Source organism: Streptomyces luteireticuli (genome assembly GCF_041519305.1).
In the GTDB taxonomy this organism is placed as follows: Bacteria; Actinomycetota; Actinomycetes; order Streptomycetales; family Streptomycetaceae; genus Streptomyces; species Streptomyces luteireticuli.
In genome coordinates, this window is record NZ_CP167927.1 from 4,025,651 (window position 1) to 4,045,174 (window position 19,524).

18 protein-coding genes are annotated in these 19,524 nt (G+C 73.4%); 7 read left to right on the forward strand and 11 right to left on the reverse strand.

The window, feature by feature from the left end; all coding sequences use genetic code 11:
• Window positions 1-7 precede the first annotated feature (7 nt).
• Together AB8735_RS17830 and AB8735_RS17835 are read left to right on the forward strand one after the other, a co-directional pair.
• On the forward strand, window positions 8-979 hold the full coding sequence (locus AB8735_RS17830; RefSeq protein WP_372408394.1) for an AraC family transcriptional regulator: 972 nt from the start codon (window positions 8-10) through the stop codon (window positions 977-979).
• A gap of 88 nt (window positions 980-1,067) precedes the next feature.
• Window positions 1,068-1,262 (forward strand): hypothetical protein, encoded by a 195-nt coding sequence (locus AB8735_RS17835; RefSeq protein ID WP_372408395.1) that lies wholly within the window; start codon window positions 1,068-1,070, stop codon window positions 1,260-1,262.
• Here the strand turns inward: AB8735_RS17835 and htpX are convergent.
• The 11 genes from htpX to AB8735_RS17890 all read right to left on the reverse strand — a co-directional run bounded on the left by htpX (window position 1,259) and on the right by AB8735_RS17890 (window position 12,391).
• A complete protein-coding gene (gene htpX / locus AB8735_RS17840; RefSeq protein ID WP_344031147.1) occupies window positions 1,259-2,122 on the reverse strand; it encodes a zinc metalloprotease HtpX in 864 nt (287 codons plus the stop codon). The genes AB8735_RS17835 and htpX overlap by 4 nt on opposite strands.
• Window positions 2,123-2,449: 327 nt before the next feature.
• A complete protein-coding gene (locus tag AB8735_RS17845) occupies window positions 2,450-3,997 on the reverse strand; it encodes an NADH-quinone oxidoreductase subunit N (RefSeq protein ID WP_372408397.1) in 1,548 nt (515 codons plus the stop codon).
• Complete coding sequence (locus AB8735_RS17850; RefSeq protein ID WP_372408398.1) at window positions 3,997-5,577, reverse strand: NuoM family protein; 1,581 nt, start codon at window positions 5,575-5,577, stop codon at window positions 3,997-3,999. The genes AB8735_RS17845 and AB8735_RS17850 overlap by 1 nt, the downstream gene beginning before the upstream one ends.
• A 41-nt stretch (window positions 5,578-5,618) precedes the next feature.
• Window positions 5,619-7,610 carry an NADH-quinone oxidoreductase subunit L gene (locus AB8735_RS17855; protein WP_372408399.1) on the reverse strand — a complete coding sequence of 664 codons (1,992 nt, stop codon included), beginning with the start codon at window positions 7,608-7,610 and terminating at the stop codon, window positions 5,619-5,621.
• Window positions 7,607-7,978 carry an NADH-quinone oxidoreductase subunit NuoK gene (gene nuoK / locus AB8735_RS17860; protein ID WP_344031154.1) on the reverse strand — a complete coding sequence of 124 codons (372 nt, stop codon included), beginning with the start codon at window positions 7,976-7,978 and terminating at the stop codon, window positions 7,607-7,609. The genes AB8735_RS17855 and nuoK overlap by 4 nt, the downstream gene beginning before the upstream one ends.
• The gene (locus AB8735_RS17865) at window positions 7,978-8,568 is read right to left on the reverse strand and encodes an NADH-quinone oxidoreductase subunit J (protein ID WP_344031156.1); all 591 of its coding nucleotides are present in this window, start codon (window positions 8,566-8,568) and stop codon (window positions 7,978-7,980) included. Before AB8735_RS17865 ends, nuoK begins: the two co-directional genes overlap by 1 nt.
• Window positions 8,565-9,113, reverse strand: a complete 549-nt coding sequence (locus AB8735_RS17870) for an NADH-quinone oxidoreductase subunit I (protein ID WP_372408402.1) — start codon at window positions 9,111-9,113, stop codon at window positions 8,565-8,567. The genes AB8735_RS17865 and AB8735_RS17870 overlap by 4 nt, the downstream gene beginning before the upstream one ends.
• The gene (locus AB8735_RS17875) at window positions 9,110-10,081 is read right to left on the reverse strand and encodes a complex I subunit 1 family protein (RefSeq protein ID WP_344031160.1); all 972 of its coding nucleotides are present in this window, start codon (window positions 10,079-10,081) and stop codon (window positions 9,110-9,112) included. The genes AB8735_RS17870 and AB8735_RS17875 overlap by 4 nt, the downstream gene beginning before the upstream one ends.
• Window positions 10,078-11,355 carry an NADH-quinone oxidoreductase subunit C gene (locus AB8735_RS17880; protein WP_372408404.1) on the reverse strand — a complete coding sequence of 426 codons (1,278 nt, stop codon included), beginning with the start codon at window positions 11,353-11,355 and terminating at the stop codon, window positions 10,078-10,080. The genes AB8735_RS17875 and AB8735_RS17880 overlap by 4 nt, the downstream gene beginning before the upstream one ends.
• Window positions 11,352-11,972, reverse strand: coding sequence for an NADH-quinone oxidoreductase subunit NuoB (nuoB, locus tag AB8735_RS17885; protein ID WP_344018471.1), 621 nt, complete (start codon window positions 11,970-11,972; stop codon window positions 11,352-11,354). Before nuoB ends, AB8735_RS17880 begins: the two co-directional genes overlap by 4 nt.
• A complete protein-coding gene (locus AB8735_RS17890; RefSeq protein ID WP_344018468.1) occupies window positions 11,942-12,391 on the reverse strand; it encodes an NADH-quinone oxidoreductase subunit A in 450 nt (149 codons plus the stop codon). Before AB8735_RS17890 ends, nuoB begins: the two co-directional genes overlap by 31 nt.
• A 143-nt stretch (window positions 12,392-12,534) precedes the next feature.
• Between AB8735_RS17890 and AB8735_RS17895 the strand changes: the two genes are divergently transcribed.
• The 5 genes from AB8735_RS17895 (at window position 12,535) to AB8735_RS17915 (ending at window position 19,522) form a co-directional block, all read left to right on the forward strand.
• Entirely contained in the window at window positions 12,535-13,713 is a 1,179-nt protein-coding gene (locus AB8735_RS17895) for a sensor histidine kinase (RefSeq protein WP_372408405.1), read from the forward strand.
• Window positions 13,714-14,104: 391 nt separating this feature from the next.
• Window positions 14,105-15,439, forward strand: a complete 1,335-nt coding sequence (locus AB8735_RS17900) for a sensor histidine kinase (RefSeq protein ID WP_372408406.1) — start codon at window positions 14,105-14,107, stop codon at window positions 15,437-15,439.
• Between the two features lie 114 nt (window positions 15,440-15,553).
• Window positions 15,554-16,213, forward strand: a complete 660-nt coding sequence (locus tag AB8735_RS17905) for a response regulator transcription factor (protein WP_344018480.1) — start codon at window positions 15,554-15,556, stop codon at window positions 16,211-16,213.
• A gap of 281 nt (window positions 16,214-16,494) precedes the next feature.
• Window positions 16,495-18,480 carry a 2-oxoacid:acceptor oxidoreductase subunit alpha gene (locus tag AB8735_RS17910; RefSeq protein ID WP_344018462.1) on the forward strand — a complete coding sequence of 662 codons (1,986 nt, stop codon included), beginning with the start codon at window positions 16,495-16,497 and terminating at the stop codon, window positions 18,478-18,480.
• Window positions 18,473-19,522 (forward strand): 2-oxoacid:ferredoxin oxidoreductase subunit beta, encoded by a 1,050-nt coding sequence (locus tag AB8735_RS17915; RefSeq protein WP_344018460.1) that lies wholly within the window; start codon window positions 18,473-18,475, stop codon window positions 19,520-19,522. The genes AB8735_RS17910 and AB8735_RS17915 overlap by 8 nt, the downstream gene beginning before the upstream one ends.
• Window positions 19,523-19,524 lie beyond the last annotated feature (2 nt).

Here is a 19,524-nt window from a genome sequence, read left to right on the forward strand (position 1 = left end):
TGACGCCGTGGACGTACTCACCGAGGCCGTGGCCTCCATGCGGACCGGACGGCCGGCCTCCGTGCGCACCGACGGCCGCGCGCCGTGGGCCCTGCGGCTGCCGGCGGTCGAGGGCGCCGGCTTCCACGTCGTCCTGGAGGGCGGCTGTTGGCTGCTGTCGCCCCGGGACGCGGCCTCGCACCGGGAGCCCGTCCGGCTGGAGACCGGTGACGTGGTCTTCCTCCGGGACGGGCGGGCGCACATCCTCGCCGACGACCCGTCGACGCCCCCGGTGGACGGGAACTCCGCGTCGTTCCGGCCCGGTTCGCCCATCGGCACGCTGTCGCTGGGCGGCGACGGGCCGCGGACCGGCCTGCTGTGCGGCGCCTACCACCTGGACCAGGGGCGGCCGCACCCGCTCGTCCGGCAGCTGCCCGCGATGATCCGGCTGACGACGCGGGACGGGCGTCACCCGGAGCTGAGCGCGGCGGTGCGCCTGCTCGGCGCGGAGGTGGGGGACGCGCGGCCCGGGGCCGACGGCATCGTGCCCTCGTTGATCGACGCGTTGCTGCTGTACATCCTCCGGGCGTGGCTGGAGGAGTGCCCGAAGGAGTCCGCCGGAGGGTGGGCGGCGGCCCTCGGCGACCCCGCCGTCGCCCCGGCGCTGACCGCCGTCCACGAGGCGCCGGAGGCGGCGTGGACGGTGGAATCGCTGGCCGAGCGTTCCGGGCTGTCCCGTGCGGCCTTCGCCCGGCGGTTCACCACGCTGGTCGGGGAGCCGCCGGTGGCGTATCTGACGCGCTGGCGGATGACGGTGGCGGGGCGGTTGCTGCGGGAGTCGGACGCACCGCTGGCGGTGGTGGCGACGCGGTCGGGGTATGGGTCCGAGTTCGCGTTCGCGAAGGCGTTCAAGAGGGCGTACGGGCAGGCGCCGGGGGGTTACCGGCGGGCGGCGCGGGGGCGGGGTGACGGCCCGGGGTCCGTCCCTCGTTCGGCGTAACGCAGCGCGCTGCGGGGCGGGTGGGCGGTCATGGTGGGGCGTGCCGCCGTTCGGCGGATGTCGTCACTCTCGTTAACCGGGAGGAATCATGCGTAGAGCGATCGTTGCAGCGGCGCTGGTCGTCGTGAGCGTGCTCGGGGCCCCCACCGTCGCCCAGGCCCGGCCGGCCGACGGCGACCCCTTCGACACGTGCCTCCTCAACGGCGGAAACGTCGATTGGGACGACGAGCTCGGGACCATCTACTGCGTGGGCGACGACGGGGTGAAGATCCCCGCTCGCTAGCCCCGGCCCCCGGCCATCCGCTCCAGCCGACTGATCCGCTCCGCCATCGGCGGGTGCGTGGAGAAGAGCTTGGACATCCCCTCGCCCGGGCGGAAGGGGTTCGCGATCATCATGTGGCTCGCGGTTTCGAGGCGGGGCTCCGGCGGGAGAGGGAGCTGCCGGGTCCCCGCCTCGAGCTTCCGCAGGGCCGAGGCGAGGGCGAGCGGGTCGCCGGTGAGGCGGGCCCCGGACGCGTCGGCCTCGTACTCGCGGGAGCGGCTGACGGCGAGCTGGATGAGGGAGGCCGCGATCGGGCCCAGCAGCATGATCATGATCATGCCGACGATGCCCGGGCCCTCGTCGTCGTCCGAGCGTCCGAAGGGGATCAGCCAGGCGAAGTTCACCAGGAACATCACGACGGAGGCGAGGGCGCCCGCGACGGAGGAGATGAGGATGTCGCGGTTGTAAACGTGGGACAGCTCGTGGCCGATGACGCCGCGCAGCTCGCGCTCGTCGAGGAGGCGCAGGATGCCGTCGGTGCAACAGACGGCGGCGTTGCGCGGGTTGCGGCCCGTCGCGAAGGCGTTGGGGGCCTCCGTCGGGGAGATGTAGAGGCGGGGCATGGGCTGGCGGGCGGCGGTGGAGAGCTCGCGGACCATGCGGTAGAGCTGTGGCGCCTCGAACTCGCTGACGGGGCGGGCGCGCATGGCGCGGAGGGCGAGCTTGTCGCTGTTCCAGTACGCGTAGGCGTTGGTGCCGAGGGCGACGAGGACCGCGACGATCAGGCCGGTGCGGCCGAAGGCGCTGCCGATGACGATGATGAGCGCGGACAGCCCCCCGAGGAGCACGGCAGTCCTGAGCCCGTTGTGCCGGCGGTGCACGGTACGCCCTCCAAGTGGTGCGGCAGGGGAACCCTTGAACCAGTGGAACCTTTCGCTCTGGTCAACGCGAGGCGGGGGGAGCTAGTTCCCTTGTGCACGGGGGTGGGCGATCGGCGTTCAGGTGAACGCCGGGGGGAGTTTGCCCCTGGCCCGCCCTTTCACCGTTTCTTCCGGGGAGACCCCGGACCCCATTCGCCCTTCGGGCGAAGTCCTCAAACGCCGGACGGGCTGGATTCGGCGCGCCAATCCAGCCCGTCCGGCGTTTGAGGACACCCGCGCGGCAGCGCGGCGAGAAACGGTGAAAGGGCGGGGCGGGGAGAAAACCCCCTACAGCAGCGTCCCCGACGCGAAGCGCAGCACCAGCTGCGGCGCACCCGACAGCACCACACCCGCCACGGCCGCCAGGCCGATCGCCGCGCCCAAGGGCGCGGGCACCTTGAGTGCACCGGCGCCGTCGCCCTCCGCCTCGCGGAACAGCAGCGCCGCCCACTGCAGGTAGTAGTACAGCGCGATCACGACGTTCACCGCCATGACCACCGCCAGCCACCCCAGCCCCGCGTCCACCGCCGCCGAGAAGACCGTCACCTTCGCGAACAGGCCGATGACGCCCGGCGGCAGGCCGGCCAGGCAGAGCAGGAAGAAGGCCAGGCAGAGGGCCGGGAGCGGGCGGCGGGCGAAGAGGCCGCGGTAGTCGGCGAGGCGTTGGGCGGGGCTCGTCCGGGAGACCAGCGCGGCGACCGCGAACGCGCCGAGGTTCACGGCCGCGTACATCAGCGCGTACGCCACGGTGGAGCCGATCGCCCGCCCGGGCTCCTGCGCGTACCCGGCCGCGGCCAGCGGGACGAGCAGGTAGCCCGCCTGGCCGACCGAGGACCAGGCGAGCAGCCGGACCGCGCCGTGCCGCCGGTCGGGCCGCTGGCGCAGCGCCGCGACATTGCCGGCGGTCATCGTGACGGCGGCGAGGACGGCCAGCACCGGTCCCCACACGTTCGCGTACGACGGGAACGCGACGACCGTCACGAGCGCGATGCCGGTGAAGCCGACCGCCTTGCCGACGACCGACAGATAGCCGGCGACGGGCAGCGGCGCACCGACGTACGCCTCCGGCACCCAGAAGTGGAAGGGCACGGCGGCCGTCTTGAAGGCGAAGCCGACGAGGGTCAGCACGACGCCGGTGCGGGCGAGGACGGCCAGCCGGGGGTCGACGTCGCCGAGGCTGTGGGCGATGTCCGTCAGGTGCATCGTGCCGGTGGCCGCGTAGACGAAGCTGACGCCGAGCAGTGTGACGGCCGTGGCGGTGACCGAGGAGAGGAAGAACTTCAGCGCCGCCTCGGAGGAGCGCCGGTCGCCGCGGCGCAGGCCGACGAGGGCGAAGGCGGGCAGGGAGGCGACCTCCAGGGCGACGACGAGGGTGGCGAGGTCGCGGGCGGCGGGCAGCAGGGCGGCACCGGCGGCGGAGGACAGCAGCAGGAACCAGTACTCGCCCGCGGGCAGCCGGTCGTCGCGGACCGCGTCGTGGGACAGCAGGGCGGTCAGCAACGCACCGCCGAGTACCAGCAGCTGGATGACGAGGGTGAAGCGGTCGGCCTCGTAACTGCAGGTGTGGCTGCCGGTGGTGAGGCAGAAGGTGCTGCGGGTGCCGCCGTGCAGCGGGAGCAGGGAGAGACCGGCGAGGACGATGCCGCCGATAGTGACCGCGCCGAGCACGGGCTTCCGCGCCTTGGGGAGGAAGAGGTCGGCGACGAGGACCGCGAGCGCCGCGAGGGCGAGGAGGGTCGGCGGGGCGACGGCGAGCCAGTCGACGGACTGGACGACGCGGGGGGTCAACGCGGCCACGGAGATGGGCGCTTCGGCGAATTCGGTGGGGAGACCCATCAGTTGCCCCCTCCGAGGAGCTGCTGGACGGCCGGGTCGGTGAGGCCCAGGAGGGCCGCGGGCCAGAGTCCGGCGAGGACGGTGAGGACGACGAGCGGCGTCCAGGCGGCGAACTCGTACGGGCGGACGTCGGGGAGCGCCGGCCCGACCGCCCCGGCCGGGTGCTGCTCGCCGTTGCCGCCCATGCAGACCCGGCGCACGACGACGAGCAGATAGGCGGCGGTGAGCAGGGTGCCGAGGCCGGCGAGGACCAGGAAGACCAGGTAGGCCGGGCGGCTGAGCCCGTCGGCGGGGCGGAAGGAGGCGAACATCGCGAGCATCTCGCCCCAGAATCCGGCGAGTCCGGGCAGGCCGAGCGAGGCGACGGCGCCGAAGGCCAGGAGACCGCCGAGGCGGGGCGCCCGGCCGTAGAGGGCGGCGCCGGTGGGGCCGGAGAGGTGGTCGAGGTCCGTGGTGCCGTAGCGGTCCTTGATGCCGCCGACGAGGAAGAACAGCAGGCCGGTGACGAGGCCGTGGGCGATGTTGGCGAACAGCGCGCCGTTGACCCCGGTGGGGGTGAGCGTGGCGATGCCGAGCAGGACGAAGCCCATGTGGCCGACGGAGGAGTAGGCGATGAGCCGTTTCAGGTCGCCGTTCGCCCCGCGGCGGGCGAGCGCCAGGCAGACCAGCGAGCCGTAGACGATGCCGACGGCGGCGAGGGCGGCCAGACAGGGCGCGAGGGTGTGGGCGCCGTCGGGGGTGATGGGCAGCAGGATGCGGACGAGACCGTAGGTGCCCATCTTCAGCAGGACGCCGGCGAGCAGGACGGAGCCGGTGGTCGGGGCGGCGGTGTGCGCGTCGGGCAGCCAGCTGTGCAGGGGCCACACCGGGGCCTTGACGGCGAGTCCGGTCCCGATGGCCAGAGCGGCGATGACCTGCGTGGAGTGGCTCAGACCGGACCCGTTGTCAGTGGCGAGTGCCACCATGTCGAACGTGCCGCCCTTGATGCCGACGAGGAGGAGGCCCAGCAGCATCACCACGGACCCGAGCAGGGTGTAGAGGATGAAGCGCCAGGCGCCGCGCTCCCTTCCCTCGCCGCCCCAGCGGGAGATCAGGAAGTACATCGGGACGAGCACCGTCTCGAACGCCAGGAAGAACAGCACGAGGTCGAGGACGGCGAAGCTCGCGAGGGAGCCGCCTTCGAGCAGGAGCAGCAGCGCCACGTACGCCTTGGGTGACGGGCCATCGGGTACGCGGAAGTAGCTGTACAGCGCGCAGAGGAAGGTGAGGAGCGAGGTCAGGACGAGGAGGGGGAGCGAGACCCCGTCGACGCCGAGGTGGATCCGGACACCGAGGGCCGGGATCCAGCTGACGTCGGTGGTGGCCTGCATCCTGGCCGGGTGGTCGTGGTCGAAGCCCACGGCCAGGGCGACGGACAGGGCGAGCACGGCGCCTGTGACGGTGACGCCGTGCCGCAGGACGGCCTGTTCGGGGCTGCGGCCCCCCAGGCCGGGCGGGGCCGGGAGCAGGGCGGCGACGGCTCCGAGGAGGGGGACGACGACGATCGCGGCGAGGAGGATCTGCAGGACGGTGGTGCTCACGGTCGGGCTCCGGAGGCTACGGGGGCGGTAGTGCTCACGGTTCAGGCTCCGGAGGCTGCGAGGACGGCGGCGACGGCCAGGACGACGGAGCCTGCGAACAGGACGGTCAGATAGGTCTGGGTGTTGCCGGTCTGGGCGCGGCGGACGGCCGCGCCCAGCAGCCCGGGCGCGGTGCCCGCGCCGCGCACATAGCCCTCGACGACCTCGCGGTCGAGGAAGCGGGCGAGGCGGGCGGCGCCGAGCACGGGCCGGACGACGAGGGCGCGGACGACGGCGTCGAGGTGGAAGCCCGCGGCGGCGTGCCGGTGGAGGGGGCCGAGCAGGAGCCGGCCGGGGTCGGCCGGGTCCTGGGCGCCGGAGACACTGCCGTACGCCGCCTCGTGGGTGGCGATCGCCTCCTCCTCGGAGATGGCGGGGGCCGCCTCCGGGTCGGCGGCGACGGCGCCCATGGGGGTGCGGGCGGCGAGCGCGTGCGTGCGCCGCCAGGCGGCGAGGACGACGAGCGCGCCGGCGAGGGCGCAGCCGGTGCCGAGGAGGGAGGTGGTGGCGGTCGGGGCGAGGGAGTGCCCGTCGAACCAGTCGGGGAGCCGCCAGGCGGCGAGGCCCAGGGCGAGGGTGGGCACGAGGAGGACCCATAGGACGGCGGTCATGGCGCGGGGTTCGCGACCGTGGTCGGCGGCCTCGGGGCCCCTGCCGTGGAAGCCCATCAGCCACAGGCGCATCGCGTAGCCGGCGGTGAGGACGGCGGTGGCCAGCCCGGCGACGAGGACGAGCCAGCCGGCCGCGCCGGGGATGCCGTCGGCCTGGCCGCGGGCGGCGTGCTCGGCGGCGCCGAGGACGGCCTCCTTGGAGAAGAAGCCGCTGAAGGGCGGGATCGCGGCGAGCGCGAGGAGGGCGACGGTCATCGTCCAGTACGCGTCGGGGACGCGCCGGGCGAGCCCGCCCGTGCGGGAGGTCGCGGCCAGCGAGTTGGTGCCGGCGGCGTGGATGACCACGCCCGCCGCGAGGAAGAGGAGGGCCTTGAACGCACCGTGGGAGATCAGGTGGAAGACGGCCGCGCCGCGGTCGCCGACGGCCAGGGCGCCGGTCATGTAGCCGAGCTGGCCGACCGTCGAATAGGCCAGGACGCGTTTGATGTCGTCCTGGGCGAGCGCGGCGAGGCCCGAGCCGACCATGGTGACCGCGGCCATGACCGCGAGCACCACCAGGGCCGCCGTGGAGGCGGCGAAGACGGGGAGGAGCCGGGCCACGAGGTAGACGCCGGCCGCGACCATCGTCGCGGCGTGGATCAGCGCCGAGACCGGTGTGGGGCCGGCCATCGCGTCGGGCAGCCAGGTGTGCAGCGGGAACTGGGCGGACTTGCCCGCCACCCCGGCGAGCAGCAGCAGCGCGACGAGGGTGGGGTGGGCCAGGCCGCCGGACGCGGCGGTGGTCACGATCTGGTCGATCCGGAAGGTCCCGGCGTCGGCGGCGAGCGCGAAGACGCCGATCAGGAACGGGACATCACCGGCCTTGGTGACCAGGAACGCCTTGAGGGAGGCGGCCCGGGCGGCCTCGGTCTCCCAGTAGTGGCCGACGAGGAAGTAGGAGCAGATGCCCATGACCTCCCAGCCGACCAGCAGCACCATCAGGTCGCCGGAGTAGACGACGAGCAGCATCGCGGAGGTGAACAGGGACACCAGCGCGGCGTAGGAGGGGTAGCGCGGGTCGTCGCGCAGATACGCCGTCGAGTAGACCTGCACACAGGTGGCGACGGCGCCGACGAGCACGGCGACGAGGACGGCGAAGCCGTCCAGGTGCAGGGCGAGGTCGATGGGGACGGAGCCGGTCGGGGTGAGCCGGGTCGCCGCGTCCAGCGACGTGCCGCCGCCCTGCTGCCAGGCCACCACCACGGCCAGCACGGCGGCGACGGCGGTCGGCAGGACGGCGAGCGGGCGGACGAAGCCGGGCGCGCGGCGGCCGGCCAGGATGCCGCCGACGGCGCCGAGGAAGGGCAGCAGCGGGACGAGCGCGGCGGTGGTCGTGGTCGTCACGCGGCGGCCTCGGCCTTCTCCCCGCGCGCGGCGTCCTCGCCGACAGGCCGGGGGTCGTTCGCGTCCTCGCGCAGGTCGCGGAGCCGGTCGAGGTCGGCGGTGCCGCGGTTGCGGTGGACGAGCAGGACGATCGCCAGGCCGATGCCGATCTCGGCGGCGGCGATGGCGATGGTGAAGAGGGTGAGCGCCTGTCCGGCGTGGAGGGTGTCCCTCAGCCACACGTCGAAGGCGACGAGATTGAGGTTGACGGCGTTGAGCATCAGCTCGACCGACAGCAGGACGAGGATCGCGTTGCGCCGGGCGAGGACGCCGTACAGGCCCGTGCAGAAGAGGAGGGCGGCGAGGACCGCGGGGTAGACGAGGTGCATCAGCTCTTCTCCTCCTTCTCCTGCTCGTTTCCGGCCTTCTCGGCCTCGGCGGCGCGCCTGCGGGACAGCACGATCGCCCCGACGAGCGCGGCGAGCAGCAGGACGGACAGCGCCTCGAAGGGCAGCACCCAGTACCGGAAGAGCATCTCGCCGGTGACCTTCGTGGAGCCCTGGACCTCGCCGTGGACGTCGATCCACGACCTCCGGAAGGCGTCCGCGACCACCCAGACGAGGGTGACCGCGGCGGCCCCGGCCACCGCGAGCGCCGCCGGGCGGTTGCCCGAGTCGGCGTCCGGGGAGGGCCCGATGGGCGCCTTGGTGAGCATCAGTCCGAACAGCAGGAGGACGACCACGGAGCCGACGTAGATCAGCACCTGCACCCAGGCGATGAACTCGGCCGTCAGCAGCAGGTACTCCACCGCCAGCCCGCCGAGCGCCACGACCAGCCACAGGGCGGCGTGCACCAGCTGCTTCGTCGTCACGGTCAGGACGGCCGCGCCGAGGACGACGACGCCGACCAGCAGGAAGGCGATCTCGATGCCGCTCGGGGAGAGGAAGCCGTGGGCGCCCGCGGCGAGCGTGCTGCTCATGCGCCGTCCTCCTTGTCCTTGTGCTGCGCGGCGGCCAGTTTCTCGGCCGCCTTGCGGGCCGCCGCGACCTCCTTGGGCTCCTCGGCCGCCGGGTCGAGTGCGGGCGGCTCGGGCACCGTCCACATCCACTCGCGGAGCCGGTCCCGTTCATGGGTGAGGTCGCGGATGTCCGTCTCCGCGTACTCGAACTCCGGCGACCAGAAGAGTGCGTCGAACGGACACACCTCGATGCAGATGCCGCAGTACATGCACAGCGCGAAGTCGATCGCGAACCGGTCCAGCACGTTGCGGCTGCGCTCACGGCCGCCGGGCGCGGCGGGCGGGACCGTCTCCTTGTGGGAGTCGATGTAGATGCACCAGTCCGGGCACTCGCGGGCGCACAGCATGCAGACCGTGCAGTTCTCCTCGAACAGGCCGATCACCCCGCGGGTGCGGGGGGCCAGCTCGGGCTGTGCGTCCGGATACGGGACGGTCTCCGCGCGGCGGGTGAGCGTGCGAAGGGTGACGGCCAGCCCCTTGGCGAGGCCGCTGCCGGGGATGTTCATGAGATCGCCACCTTGACGACGCCGGTCAGCGCGATCTGCGCGAGGGCGAGCGGGATGAGGACGGTCCAGGCGAGCTTCTGCAGCTGGTCCTCGCGCAGCCGCGGGTAGCTGACCCGCAGCCAGATCACGACGAAGGCCAGCACCGCCGCCTTCAGCAGCATCCACACCCAGCCGAGCCCGTCGGCCCCGAACGGGCCGTGCCAGCCGCCGAGGAACAGCGCCGACGTCAGGGCGCACAGCACGACGATGCCCGCGTACTCGGACAGCAGGAACATCGCGAACCGCAGGCCCGTGTACTCGGTGTACGCGCCGAAGATGATCTCCGAATCGGCCACCGGCATGTCGAACGGCGGCCGTTGCAGCTCCGCGAGGCCCGCGGTGAAGAACACCAGCCCGCCGACGATCTGCCACGGCACCCACCACCAGTGGAAGGCATCCACGATCCCCGGCAGCGAGACCGTGCCCGCGGCCATCGCCACGGAGGCGGCGGCGAGCAGCATCGGCAGCTCGTACGCCATCAGCTGGGCGGCCGTCCGCAACGCGCCCAGCAGCGAGAACTTGTTGGCCGACGCCCAGCCGCCCATCAGCGAGCCGAGGACGCCGACGCCCATCACGGCGAGGACGAAGAAGACGCCCGCGTCGATGTACCAGCCGACGGCCCGGCCGGGGCCGATCGGGATCGCGACCAGGACGAGGAGGTACGGCAGCAGCGCGACGGCCGGGGCCAGCTGGAAGATCCGCCGGTCGGCGTCGGCCGGGACGATGTCCTCCTTCTGCGCGAACTTCACCCCGTCCGCGACGAGCTGCGCCCACCCGTGGAACCCACCCGCGTACATCGGCCCGAGCCGACCCTGCATATGGGCCATCACCTTGTGCTCCGTCTGCCCGACGAGCAGCGGGAACACCAGGAAGACGGCGAACAGGGCAACGAGGCGCAGCACCACGTCGAGGGTGTCGCTGCTGCTCATGCGGGGTCGCCTCCGGCGGGGTCGGGGTCGTTCTCGGCGCGGGGTTCCGGCTCGCGGCCGCCGTCGTCGCCGGTGCGGTCCGCCGGGCCGGCGGCGGGGCCGGCGCCCGGGGCCTCGCCGGCCTCCGGCGCGGGGGCAGGCTTCTCCTGCGACTCGTCGAAGGCGGGACGTGCGTGGTGCCACGGCGCGTCGGACGAACGCGGCGCCGTGCGCCGGGGGGCGGGCCGCTCCTCCGCCGACGAGGCGTCCGCCGCGTCCGTGGCATCCGCGGTGCCTTCGGCCCGCTGACTCGCCGAGCCGCTGCTCGCGCTGCGCGCACGGCGCGGCGCAGGGGCGCCGCCCGGCCGGCCGGCCGGTCCCTCGCCCGCGTCGGCGGCGGCCGCACCGCCGGCCTGCTGACTCGCCGAGCCCTCGCTCGCACTCCGCGCCCGCCGGGGCGCGGCGGGCGCACCGCCCTGTTGGCTCGCGGAGCCGTCCGCCGCACTGCGGGCACGACGCGGCGCCGGAGCGCCGCCCTCCGCCTGGCTCGCCGAGCCGTCCGCCGCGCTCCGCGCGCGGCGCGGGGCGGGGGCACCGCCCTCCGCCTGCTGCGTCGCCGAGCCCTCGGCCGCGCTGCGCGCCCGCCTCACGGGGCGTTCGCCCTCGGCTCCCGCCGCCGCGCGGGCGGCGCGGGCCGGACGGGCCGGGGCCGGGGGGAGCTGGCCCTTGAGCGGGCCCCACTCGTTCGGGTCCGGGACGCCGGGCGGCAGCATCTGGCGCCGCTTCGGGCCGCCGTGCTCGGATTCGCCCGGCTCCTTGGCCCCGGGCCACGCCTTCGCCACCCGGGCCGCCAGCACGAAGTCCTTGCGCAGCGGGTGGCCCTCGAAGCCCTCGGGCAGCAGCAGCGGGACCAGGTGCGGGTGGCCCGTGAAGTCGATGCCGAACATCTCGTGCGTCTCGCGCTCGTGCCAGGCGGCCCCGGCGTACAGGGACACCGCCGTCGGCAGGGCGGGCGCCTCGTGCGGCACGGTGGTGCGCAGCAGCAGCCGGCGCGGCGGGGTGCCGTCGCCCGACGGCAGCGCCACCACGTGCGCGCAGACGCGGAAGCCCGTGCCCGGCTCGTCGACGGCGCTGAGCCAGTCGAAGAAGGCGCAGCCCAGCGTGGAGCGCGCGGTGTCGAGCGCGGTGAGCCAGGACGCGGCGGGGACGTCGACGGTGAGGAGGCCGTACGCCTCCTCGGCCGTGGCGCCGGCACCGAAGAGCTCCTCGGCGGGGGCGGGCAGCCAGCCGGTCATCGGGCGCCCTCCGCGGGGGAGGCGGGGGGAGCAGGGGGAGCGACGAGCCCGCTGCGGAGCTCGGCCACCGACGCGGCGCCGGATCCGTACCGCTCCGCGGTCGACTCCCGGGCGATCTTCTCCTGGAGCTTGAGGATGCCCTGGAGGAGCGCCTCCGGCCGCGGCGGGCAGCCGGGGACGTAGACGTCCACGGGGATGATCTGGTCGACGCCCTTGGTGACGGCGTACGAGTCCCAGTAGGGCCCGCCGCAGTTGGAGCAGGCGCCGAAGGAGATGACGTACTTCGGCTCGGGCATCTGCTCGTAGAGCCGCTTGACCGCGGGCGCCATCTTGTCCGTCACCGTGCCGGAGACGATCATGAGGTCGGCCTGGCGGGGGCCGGGCGCGAAGGGGATCACGCCCAGCCGGATGAAGTCGTGCCGGGCCATCGACGCGGCGATGAACTCGATCGCGCAACAGGCGAGTCCGAAGTTGAAGACCCAGAGGCTGTAGCGGCGGCCCCAGTTGAGGACGACCTTCATGGGCTCGGGGGCCAGCCGGGCCAGCGCGCCCAGCCGACGGGGTTCGGGAAGATCGACGGAACGTGTCACGTCCACTCCAGGACGCCCTTCTTCCATGCGTACAACAGGCCCACGGCGAGGAAGCCGAGGAAGACGAACATCTCGACGAGCGTGGCGGCGCCGTAGCCCGGGGCGGCGAAGACCGTGGCCCAGGGGAACAGGAAGACCGAGTCCACCGCGAAGATCACGTACAGGAAGGCGTAGACGTAGTAGCGCACCTGGGTGTGCGCCCAGCCCTCGCCGACGGGGTCGACGCCGCACTCGTAGGCCATCAGCTTCTCGGGCGTCGGCACGACGGGCCGCAGCAGCCGTCCGGCGCCGAAGGCGAGGGCGACGAAGAGCACGCCGAGGACGGCGAGCAGGGCGACGAGGCCGTATCCGTCGAAGTACGCGGTCGTCCCATCGGTCGCAGCGGTCGCCTCCGGCACGTCCGGCCCCTCGCTCCCTGTGAACCTGTGCGGCGGTTTCGTCCGCATTCGACGATCTGTACGCACAGGAGTCTAGGTGGTGCCGGGCCGGGAACGGGCCGCGCTGCCCGCCCGGGGGTGGGGTTCTCCCCACCCGGCGGCTCCCGGGGCCCCCATGGCGGACGGCGGCCGGCGCCGGGCAGGCTGGTGCCATGACCACCCGCACCACCAGCACGGCCGCCGACGACGAGGCGCTGCCGCCCGCCCGGTTCGCCTTCGACGCCCGGACCTGGAAGGAGGTCGCCCATCTGCTGGCCAACGTGGCGACGGGCCTGATCGGGTTCGTGTACACCGTGCTGTGGCTGTTCCCCGGCCTGGTGCTGTCGTTCACGGTGGTGGGCCTGCCGCTGCTGGCAGCGGGGCTGGCGGGCATGCGCCCCCTCGCACGGCTGGAGCGGGGCCGGGCCCGGCGGCTGCTGGGCCTGCGGATCGACGAGCCGAGCCCACTGCCGCGCGGCCGCCGCGGGGGGTTCGCGCGCCGGGTCTGGGAGACCCTCAAGGACACGGTGGCCTGGCGCTCCACCCTGTACGCGATGATCCGGCTGCCCTGGGGCGTGCTCACCTTCGGCGTCACCCTGGCGGCGCTCTTCGTCGCCTGGCCGGTTCTCGGCCATCTGGCCCGGGGGCTGACGACGGTGGACCGGGCGATGGCGCGCGGTCTGCTGTCCCCGTCCAGCGAGCTGGAGCGGCGGGTGGCGGAGCTGGAGCAGGACCGCGGCGTGGTCGTCGACACCGCCGCCGCCGACCTCCGCCGCATCGAACGCGACCTCCACGACGGCGCCCAGGCCCGCCTCGTCGCCCTTGCGATGGGTCTGGGTCTGGCGAAGGAGAAGGTGCTGGAGGACCCGGAGGCGGCGGCGAGGATGGTGGACGAGGCGCACGGCGAGGTGAAGCTCGCCCTCCAGGAACTCCGCGATCTCGCCCGCGGCATCCACCCCGCCGTCCTCACCGACCGCGGACTCGACGCCGCCCTCTCCTCGGTGGCGAGCCGCTGCACGGTGCCGGTCGCCGTGCACGTGGACCTCGGCTCCCGGCCGGCGCCGGCGATCGAGGGCATCGCCTACTTCACCGTCTCCGAACTCCTCCAGAACATCAGCAAGCACAGCCGCGCCCGCACCGCGCAGGTCGAGGTCTGGCGGGCGGGCGACCGGCTGCTGCTCCAGGTGCGGGACGACGGGCAGGGCGGCGCGTCCACGGCCGAGGGCAGCGGACTGGCCGGACTCGCCGAACGCCTCGGCTCGGTGGACGGACTGTTCGAGGTGGACTCCCCCGCCGGCGGCCCGACCGTGGTGACGGCCGAACTGCCCTGGCGGTCGCGCGGGTCGTCCTGACGGACGGTCACCTGAACGCCGGCCCGGCGGGCCGGCGTTCAGGCGCTCCCCGCCGGGGCGCCGGACGACCCCACGCGGTCCGGTCCGGCGGCCCAGCGGTGACCCCGACCGCCCGACCCACCGCCCCGGCCGCACCCTGCGCACTGGCCGGTGGCACCCGCCGGCACCGGCCCGCCGTACCCCGGCCGCCCCGGCCCAAGGGGACGCCCGGCCGCCCGTCCCGCCCCCGAGGCCCGCCCCCGAGGTAGGGACAACCCCACCCCCGGAACACCCACTCCCCACATGGCCGTGCCCCCGCCGCCCGGGAGAAGCTGGGCGAACGGAGACGACGGGCTCCCGGCACGGGGGCAGGGCGCAGCGGCGCGAACGAGCGGACGACAAGAGGACCCAGATGGCCATCGAGCACGGATACCTGTCGGGGGCGGCACCCCGGACGCACCGGCTGCCCCTCGTACTGCGGGCGCCCCTCTCGGGCCGCACCTGGCGCGAGTTCCTCCACGCCCAGCTGAGTCTGCCGATCGCGCTCGCGGGGTTCACCTGGGGCGTCGTCACCGTCTCGCTGGGCCTCGGCCTGCTGGTCACCTTCATCGGGCTGCCCGTCCTGGCGCTCGGCCTCGCCGGCGCGCGGCTGCTCGGCGCCGTCGAGCGGACGCGGGCCCGGGTGCTGCTCGGCGTCGAGGTGGAGGCGCCGCACCCGGTCCAGGCGGGCAACCGCGGCGGCGGGCCGCTGGGCTGGACCTGGTCGCTGCTGCGCAGCGGCGCCTCATGGCGGCAGCTGATCCATGCGGTGGTGCAACTGCCGTGGGCGGTCTGCACCTTCACCGTGTCGCTGGTGTCGATGCTCGTGGGCTGGGCGCTGTTCCTCTACCCGGCGTACCAGTGGATGTACCCCACCTGGTGGGGCACCCCGGGCATGGGGCTCTACAGCGACACCCGAGGCGTCCAGATCTACCTCGACAACCCCTTCGAGATCGCCGCCACCTGCCTGGTCGGCCTGGTGGTCGTGCTCGTCACCCCGTGGGTGCTGCACGCGATGGCCTGCGTGGACGGGCTGCTGGTGCGCTCGCTGCTCGGCCCGTCCCGGCTCGACGCCCGGGTGGCGGAGCTGGAGCAGGACCGCGGCGTGGTCGTCGACACCGCCGCCGCCGACCTCCGCCGCATCGAACGCGACCTCCACGACGGCGCCCAGGCCCGCCTCGTCGCCCTCGCCATGGACCTCGGCCTGGCCAAGGAGAAGCTGCTGGAGGACCCCGAGGCCGCGGCGAGGATGGTGGACGAGGCGCACGGCGAGGTGAAACTCGCCCTCCAGGAACTCCGCGACCTCGCCCGCGGCATCCACCCCGCCGTCCTCACCGACCGCGGACTCGACGCCGCCCTCTCCTCCGTCGCCGGCCGCTGCACCGTCCCCGTCGCCGTCCAGGTCGACCTGGACACCCGCCCCGCCCCCGCCATCGAGGGCATCGCCTACTTCACCGTCTCCGAACTCCTCCAGAACATCAGCAAGCACAGCCGCGCCCGCACCGCCCGCGTGGAGATCTGGCGTTCGGCGGACCGGATCATGCTCCAGGTGCGGGACGACGGGCAGGGCGGCGCGTCCACGGCCGAGGGCAGCGGACTGGCCGGACTCGCCGAACGCCTCGGCTCGGTGGACGGACTGCTGGTCGTCGACTCCCCCGCCGGCGGCCCGACAACGATCACGGCGGAACTGCCCTGGCGCGACCGGTGAGCGGCGGCCTTCAGGCGGCGGCCGACAGGCGGCGCACCCCCACTTGCTGCGATGCTGTGGGCTCCAACAGCCGAGCAGTGAGCCAGGGGGCCGGACGTCGTGGTCGAGGACAGGGTGCGAGTGGTCATCGCCGAGGATTCAGTGCTGCTCCGCGAGGGCCTGACCCGGCTGCTGACCGACCGCGGGCACGAGGTCGTGGCCGGTGTGGGGGACGCGGAGGCGCTGCTGAAGGCGGTGCGCGAGCTCGCCGACGAGGGCGCCCTGCCGGACGTGGTGGTCGCGGACGTCCGGATGCCCCCGACCCATACGGACGAGGGCGTCCGCGCCTCCGTACGGCTCCGCCGCGACTTTCCGGAGCTGGGGGTCCTGGTCCTTTCGCAGTATGTCGAGGAGCAGTACGCGACCGAATTGCTGGCCGGCAGCAGCAGGGGTGTCGGCTACCTCCTGAAGGACCGGGTGGCCGAGGTCCGCGAGTTCGTCGACGCGGTCGTCCGGGTCGCCCGGGGCGGCACCGCGCTGGACCCCGAGGTGGTCGCCCAGCTGCTCGGCCGCAGCCGCAAGCAGGACGTGCTGGCCAACCTCACCCCGCGCGAGCGGGAGGTGCTCGGCCTGATGGCGGAAGGGCGGACGAACTCCGCCATCGCCCGGCAGCTCGTCGTCAGCGACGGAGCGGTGGAGAAGCACGTCAGCAACATCTTCCTGAAGCTCGGGCTGTCGCCGAGTGACGGGGATCACCGTCGCGTTCTCGCGGTGCTGACCTACCTGCGCTCCTGATCCAAACCCGCCCGCCCGACGATCTGTCAGGTCGTGGCTGCGCCGCTGGTGGGAGGGCTGGTCCCGGGGACCTGCGACCGCGGTCGCAGCCCCGGCGGCAGCCTGTGGCCATTCCGTACGGCCCTCCGGCGGCGGCGTGCCAGGATGGATGACGGCCGCGGGGCCCTCCCTTCCCGTGCTCCGTCCCGGGTGGCCGTGTCCCGCCCACGTACGATGACGATGGGAACGCCGGTCGGCACCACCACAGCGCGGGGCCGCCGTCATGAGGGAGGTCCGAAGCAGTGACCAGCCAGGTCAGCAGCCCGGCCGAGCAGGCCGATTCAGCCGAACAGCCAGGGTTCTCCCCGCCGGGTGCCGGGGACGAACCGTCGCGCCTCGCAGGACAGCGCGGCGCCGCACCCCGCTCCGGCGGCAAGGAGGTCCGCCGGCTGGACCGCGTGATCATCCGCTTCGCGGGCGACTCCGGCGACGGCATGCAGCTCACCGGTGACCGCTTCACCTCCGAGACGGCCTCCTTCGGCAACGACCTGTCGACCCTGCCGAACTTCCCGGCCGAGATCCGCGCCCCCGCCGGCACCCTGCCCGGCGTCTCGTCGTTCCAGCTGCACTTCGCCGACCACGACATCCTCACGCCGGGCGACGCCCCGAACGTCCTGGTCGCGATGAACCCGGCGGCGCTCAAGGCCAACCTGGGCGATGTGCCGCGCGGCGCGGAGATCATCGTCAACACCGACGAGTTCACCAAGCGCCCGATGGCCAAGGTCGGTTACGACACCAGCCCGCTGGAGGACGGCTCGCTGGACGCGTACAACGTCCACCCGGTGCCGCTCACCACGCTGACGCTGGAGGCGCTCAAGGAGTTCGGGCTCCCGCGCAAGGAGGCCGAGCGCAGCAAGAACATGTTCGCCCTCGGGCTGCTGTCGTGGATGTACCACCGGCCGACCGAGAACACCGAGGCGTTCCTGCGGAAGAAGTTCGCCAAGAAGCCGCAGATCGCCGAGGCCAACGTGGCCGCCTTCCGGGCCGGCTGGAACTTCGGCGAGACCACCGAGGACTTCGCGGTCTCCTACGAGGTCGCCCCCGCCACCGCCGCGTTCCCGCCCGGGAGTTACCGCAACATCTCCGGCAACCTCGCCCTGGCGTACGGGCTGATCGCCGCCGCCCACCAGGCCGACCTGCCGCTCTACCTCGGCTCGTACCCGATCACCCCGGCCTCCGACATCCTCCACGAGCTGTCGAAGCACAAGAACTTCGGCGTACGCACCTTCCAGGCGGAGGACGAGATCGCCGGCATCGGCGCCGCGCTCGGCGCGGCCTTCGGCGGCGCGCTCGCGGTCACCACGACCTCCGGCCCCGGCGTGGCCCTGAAGTCCGAGACGATCGGCCTCGCGGTCTCCCTCGAACTGCCGCTGCTCGTCGTGGACATCCAGCGCGGCGGCCCGTCCACCGGCCTGCCCACCAAGACCGAGCAGGCGGACCTGCTGCAGGCGATGTACGGGCGCAACGGCGAGGCCCCGGTGCCGGTCGTGGCCCCGAAGACGCCCGCGGACTGCTTCGCCGCGACCCTCGACGCCGCGCGCATCGCGCTCACCTACCGGACGCCCGTCTTCCTGCTCTCCGACGGCTACCTGGCCAACGGCTCCGAGCCCTGGCGGATCCCCGAGCCCGACGAACTGCCCGACCTGCGCGTCCAGTTCGCCACCACGCCCAACCACGAGCTGGCCGACGGCACCGAGGTCTTCTGGCCCTACAAGCGCGACCCCGAGACGCTGGCCCGGCCGTGGGCCGTCCCCGGGACGCCCGGCCTGGAGCACCGCATCGGCGGCATCGAGAAGCAGGACGGCACGGGCAACATCTCCTACGACCCGGCCAACCACGACTTCATGGTCCGCACCCGGCAGGCCAAGATCGACGGCATCTCCGTCCCCGACGTGGAGGTCGACGACCCGAGCGGCGAGGCCCGCACCCTCGTCCTCGGCTGGGGCTCGACCTACGGGCCCGTCACCGCCGCCGTGCGGCGCGTCCGCGCCGAGGGGCACCGGGTCGCCCAGGCCCACCTGCGCCACCTCAACCCCTTCCCGCGCAACCTGGGCGAGGTGCTCCGGCGGTACGACAAGGTCGTCGTGCCCGAGATGAACCTCGGCCAGCTCGCCACACTGCTGCGCGCCGAGTACCTCGTGGACGTCCACTCCCACACCCAGGTCAGCGGCATGCCGTTCAAGGCCGAGCAGCTCGCCACCGTGCTCAAGGAGGCCATCGATGTCTGAGGCGCTCAAGCTGGTGCCCAAGGCCGAAGCCAAGCAGTCCATGAAGGACTTCAAGTCCGACCAGGAAGTGCGCTGGTGCCCCGGCTGCGGCGACTACGCGATCCTGGCCGCCGTCCAGGGCTTCATGCCCGAACTCGGCGTCGCCAAGGAGAACATCGTCTTCGTCTCCGGCATCGGCTGCTCCTCCCGCTTCCCGTACTACATGAACACCTACGGGATGCACTCCATCCACGGCCGCGCCCCGGCCATCGCGACGGGCCTCGCGACCTCGCGCCGCGACCTGTCGGTGTGGGTCGTCACGGGTGACGGCGACGCGCTCTCCATCGGCGGCAACCACCTCATCCACGCGCTGCGCCGCAACGTCAACCTGAAGATCCTGCTCTTCAACAACCGGATCTACGGCCTGACGAAGGGCCAGTACTCGCCGACCAGCGAGGTCGGCAAGATCACCAAGTCCACGCCGATGGGTTCGCTGGACGCCCCCTTCAACCCGGTCTCCCTCGCCCTGGGCGCCGAGGCGTCCTTCGTGGCCCGCACGGTCGACTCGGACCGCAAGCACCTCACCGAGGTCCTGCGCGCCGCCGCCGACCACCCCGGCACGGCCCTGGTCGAGATCTACCAGAACTGCAACATCTACAACGACGGCGCCTTCGACGCGATCAAGGACCGTGAGCAGGCGCAGGAGGCGGTGATCCGGCTGGAGCACGGGCAGCCGATCCGCTTCGGCGCGGAGGGATCGAAGGGCGTCGTCCGCAACCCGGACACCGGTGACCTGGAGGTCGTGGAGGTGACGCCGGAGAACGAGTCGCGCGTCCTCGTCCACGACGCGCACGCCTCCTCCCCCACGACGGCCTTCGCCCTCTCCCGCCTGGCCGACCCGCAGACCCTCCACCGCACGCCGATCGGCATCCTGCGGAGCGTGGAGCGGCCGGTGTACGACACGCTGATGGCGGACCAGCTGGAGGCGGCGGTGGAGCAGAAGGGGAAGGGCGAGCTGTCGGCGATGCTGGCGGGCAACGACACGTGGACGGTGGTGGGTTAGTT

What these genes read in the sequence shown, in the direction of transcription:
- AB8735_RS17900 (WP_372408406.1), top strand. Translation starts at nt 14,105, where the DNA reads ATGGCCATCGAGCACGGATACCTGTCGGGGGCGGCACCCCGGACGCAC.
- AB8735_RS17865 (WP_344031156.1), bottom strand. Translation starts at nt 8,568, where the DNA reads ATGAGCAGCACGCTCGCCGCGGGCGCCCACGGCTTCCTCTCCCCGAGC.
- AB8735_RS17915 (WP_344018460.1), top strand. Translation starts at nt 18,473, where the DNA reads ATGTCTGAGGCGCTCAAGCTGGTGCCCAAGGCCGAAGCCAAGCAGTCC.
- AB8735_RS17895 (WP_372408405.1), top strand. Translation starts at nt 12,535, where the DNA reads ATGACCACCCGCACCACCAGCACGGCCGCCGACGACGAGGCGCTGCCG.
- AB8735_RS17845 (WP_372408397.1), bottom strand. Translation starts at nt 3,997, where the DNA reads ATGGGTCTCCCCACCGAATTCGCCGAAGCGCCCATCTCCGTGGCCGCG.
- AB8735_RS17875 (WP_344031160.1), bottom strand. Translation starts at nt 10,081, where the DNA reads ATGAGCAGCAGCGACACCCTCGACGTGGTGCTGCGCCTCGTTGCCCTG.
- AB8735_RS17835 (WP_372408395.1), top strand. Translation starts at nt 1,068, where the DNA reads ATGCGTAGAGCGATCGTTGCAGCGGCGCTGGTCGTCGTGAGCGTGCTC.
- AB8735_RS17870 (WP_372408402.1), bottom strand. Translation starts at nt 9,113, where the DNA reads ATGAACATCCCCGGCAGCGGCCTCGCCAAGGGGCTGGCCGTCACCCTT.
- AB8735_RS17890 (WP_344018468.1), bottom strand. Translation starts at nt 12,391, where the DNA reads ATGCGGACGAAACCGCCGCACAGGTTCACAGGGAGCGAGGGGCCGGAC.
- nuoK (WP_344031154.1), bottom strand. Translation starts at nt 7,978, where the DNA reads ATGCACCTCGTCTACCCCGCGGTCCTCGCCGCCCTCCTCTTCTGCACG.
- nuoB (WP_344018471.1), bottom strand. Translation starts at nt 11,972, where the DNA reads ATGGAAGAAGGGCGTCCTGGAGTGGACGTGACACGTTCCGTCGATCTT.
- AB8735_RS17880 (WP_372408404.1), bottom strand. Translation starts at nt 11,355, where the DNA reads ATGACCGGCTGGCTGCCCGCCCCCGCCGAGGAGCTCTTCGGTGCCGGC.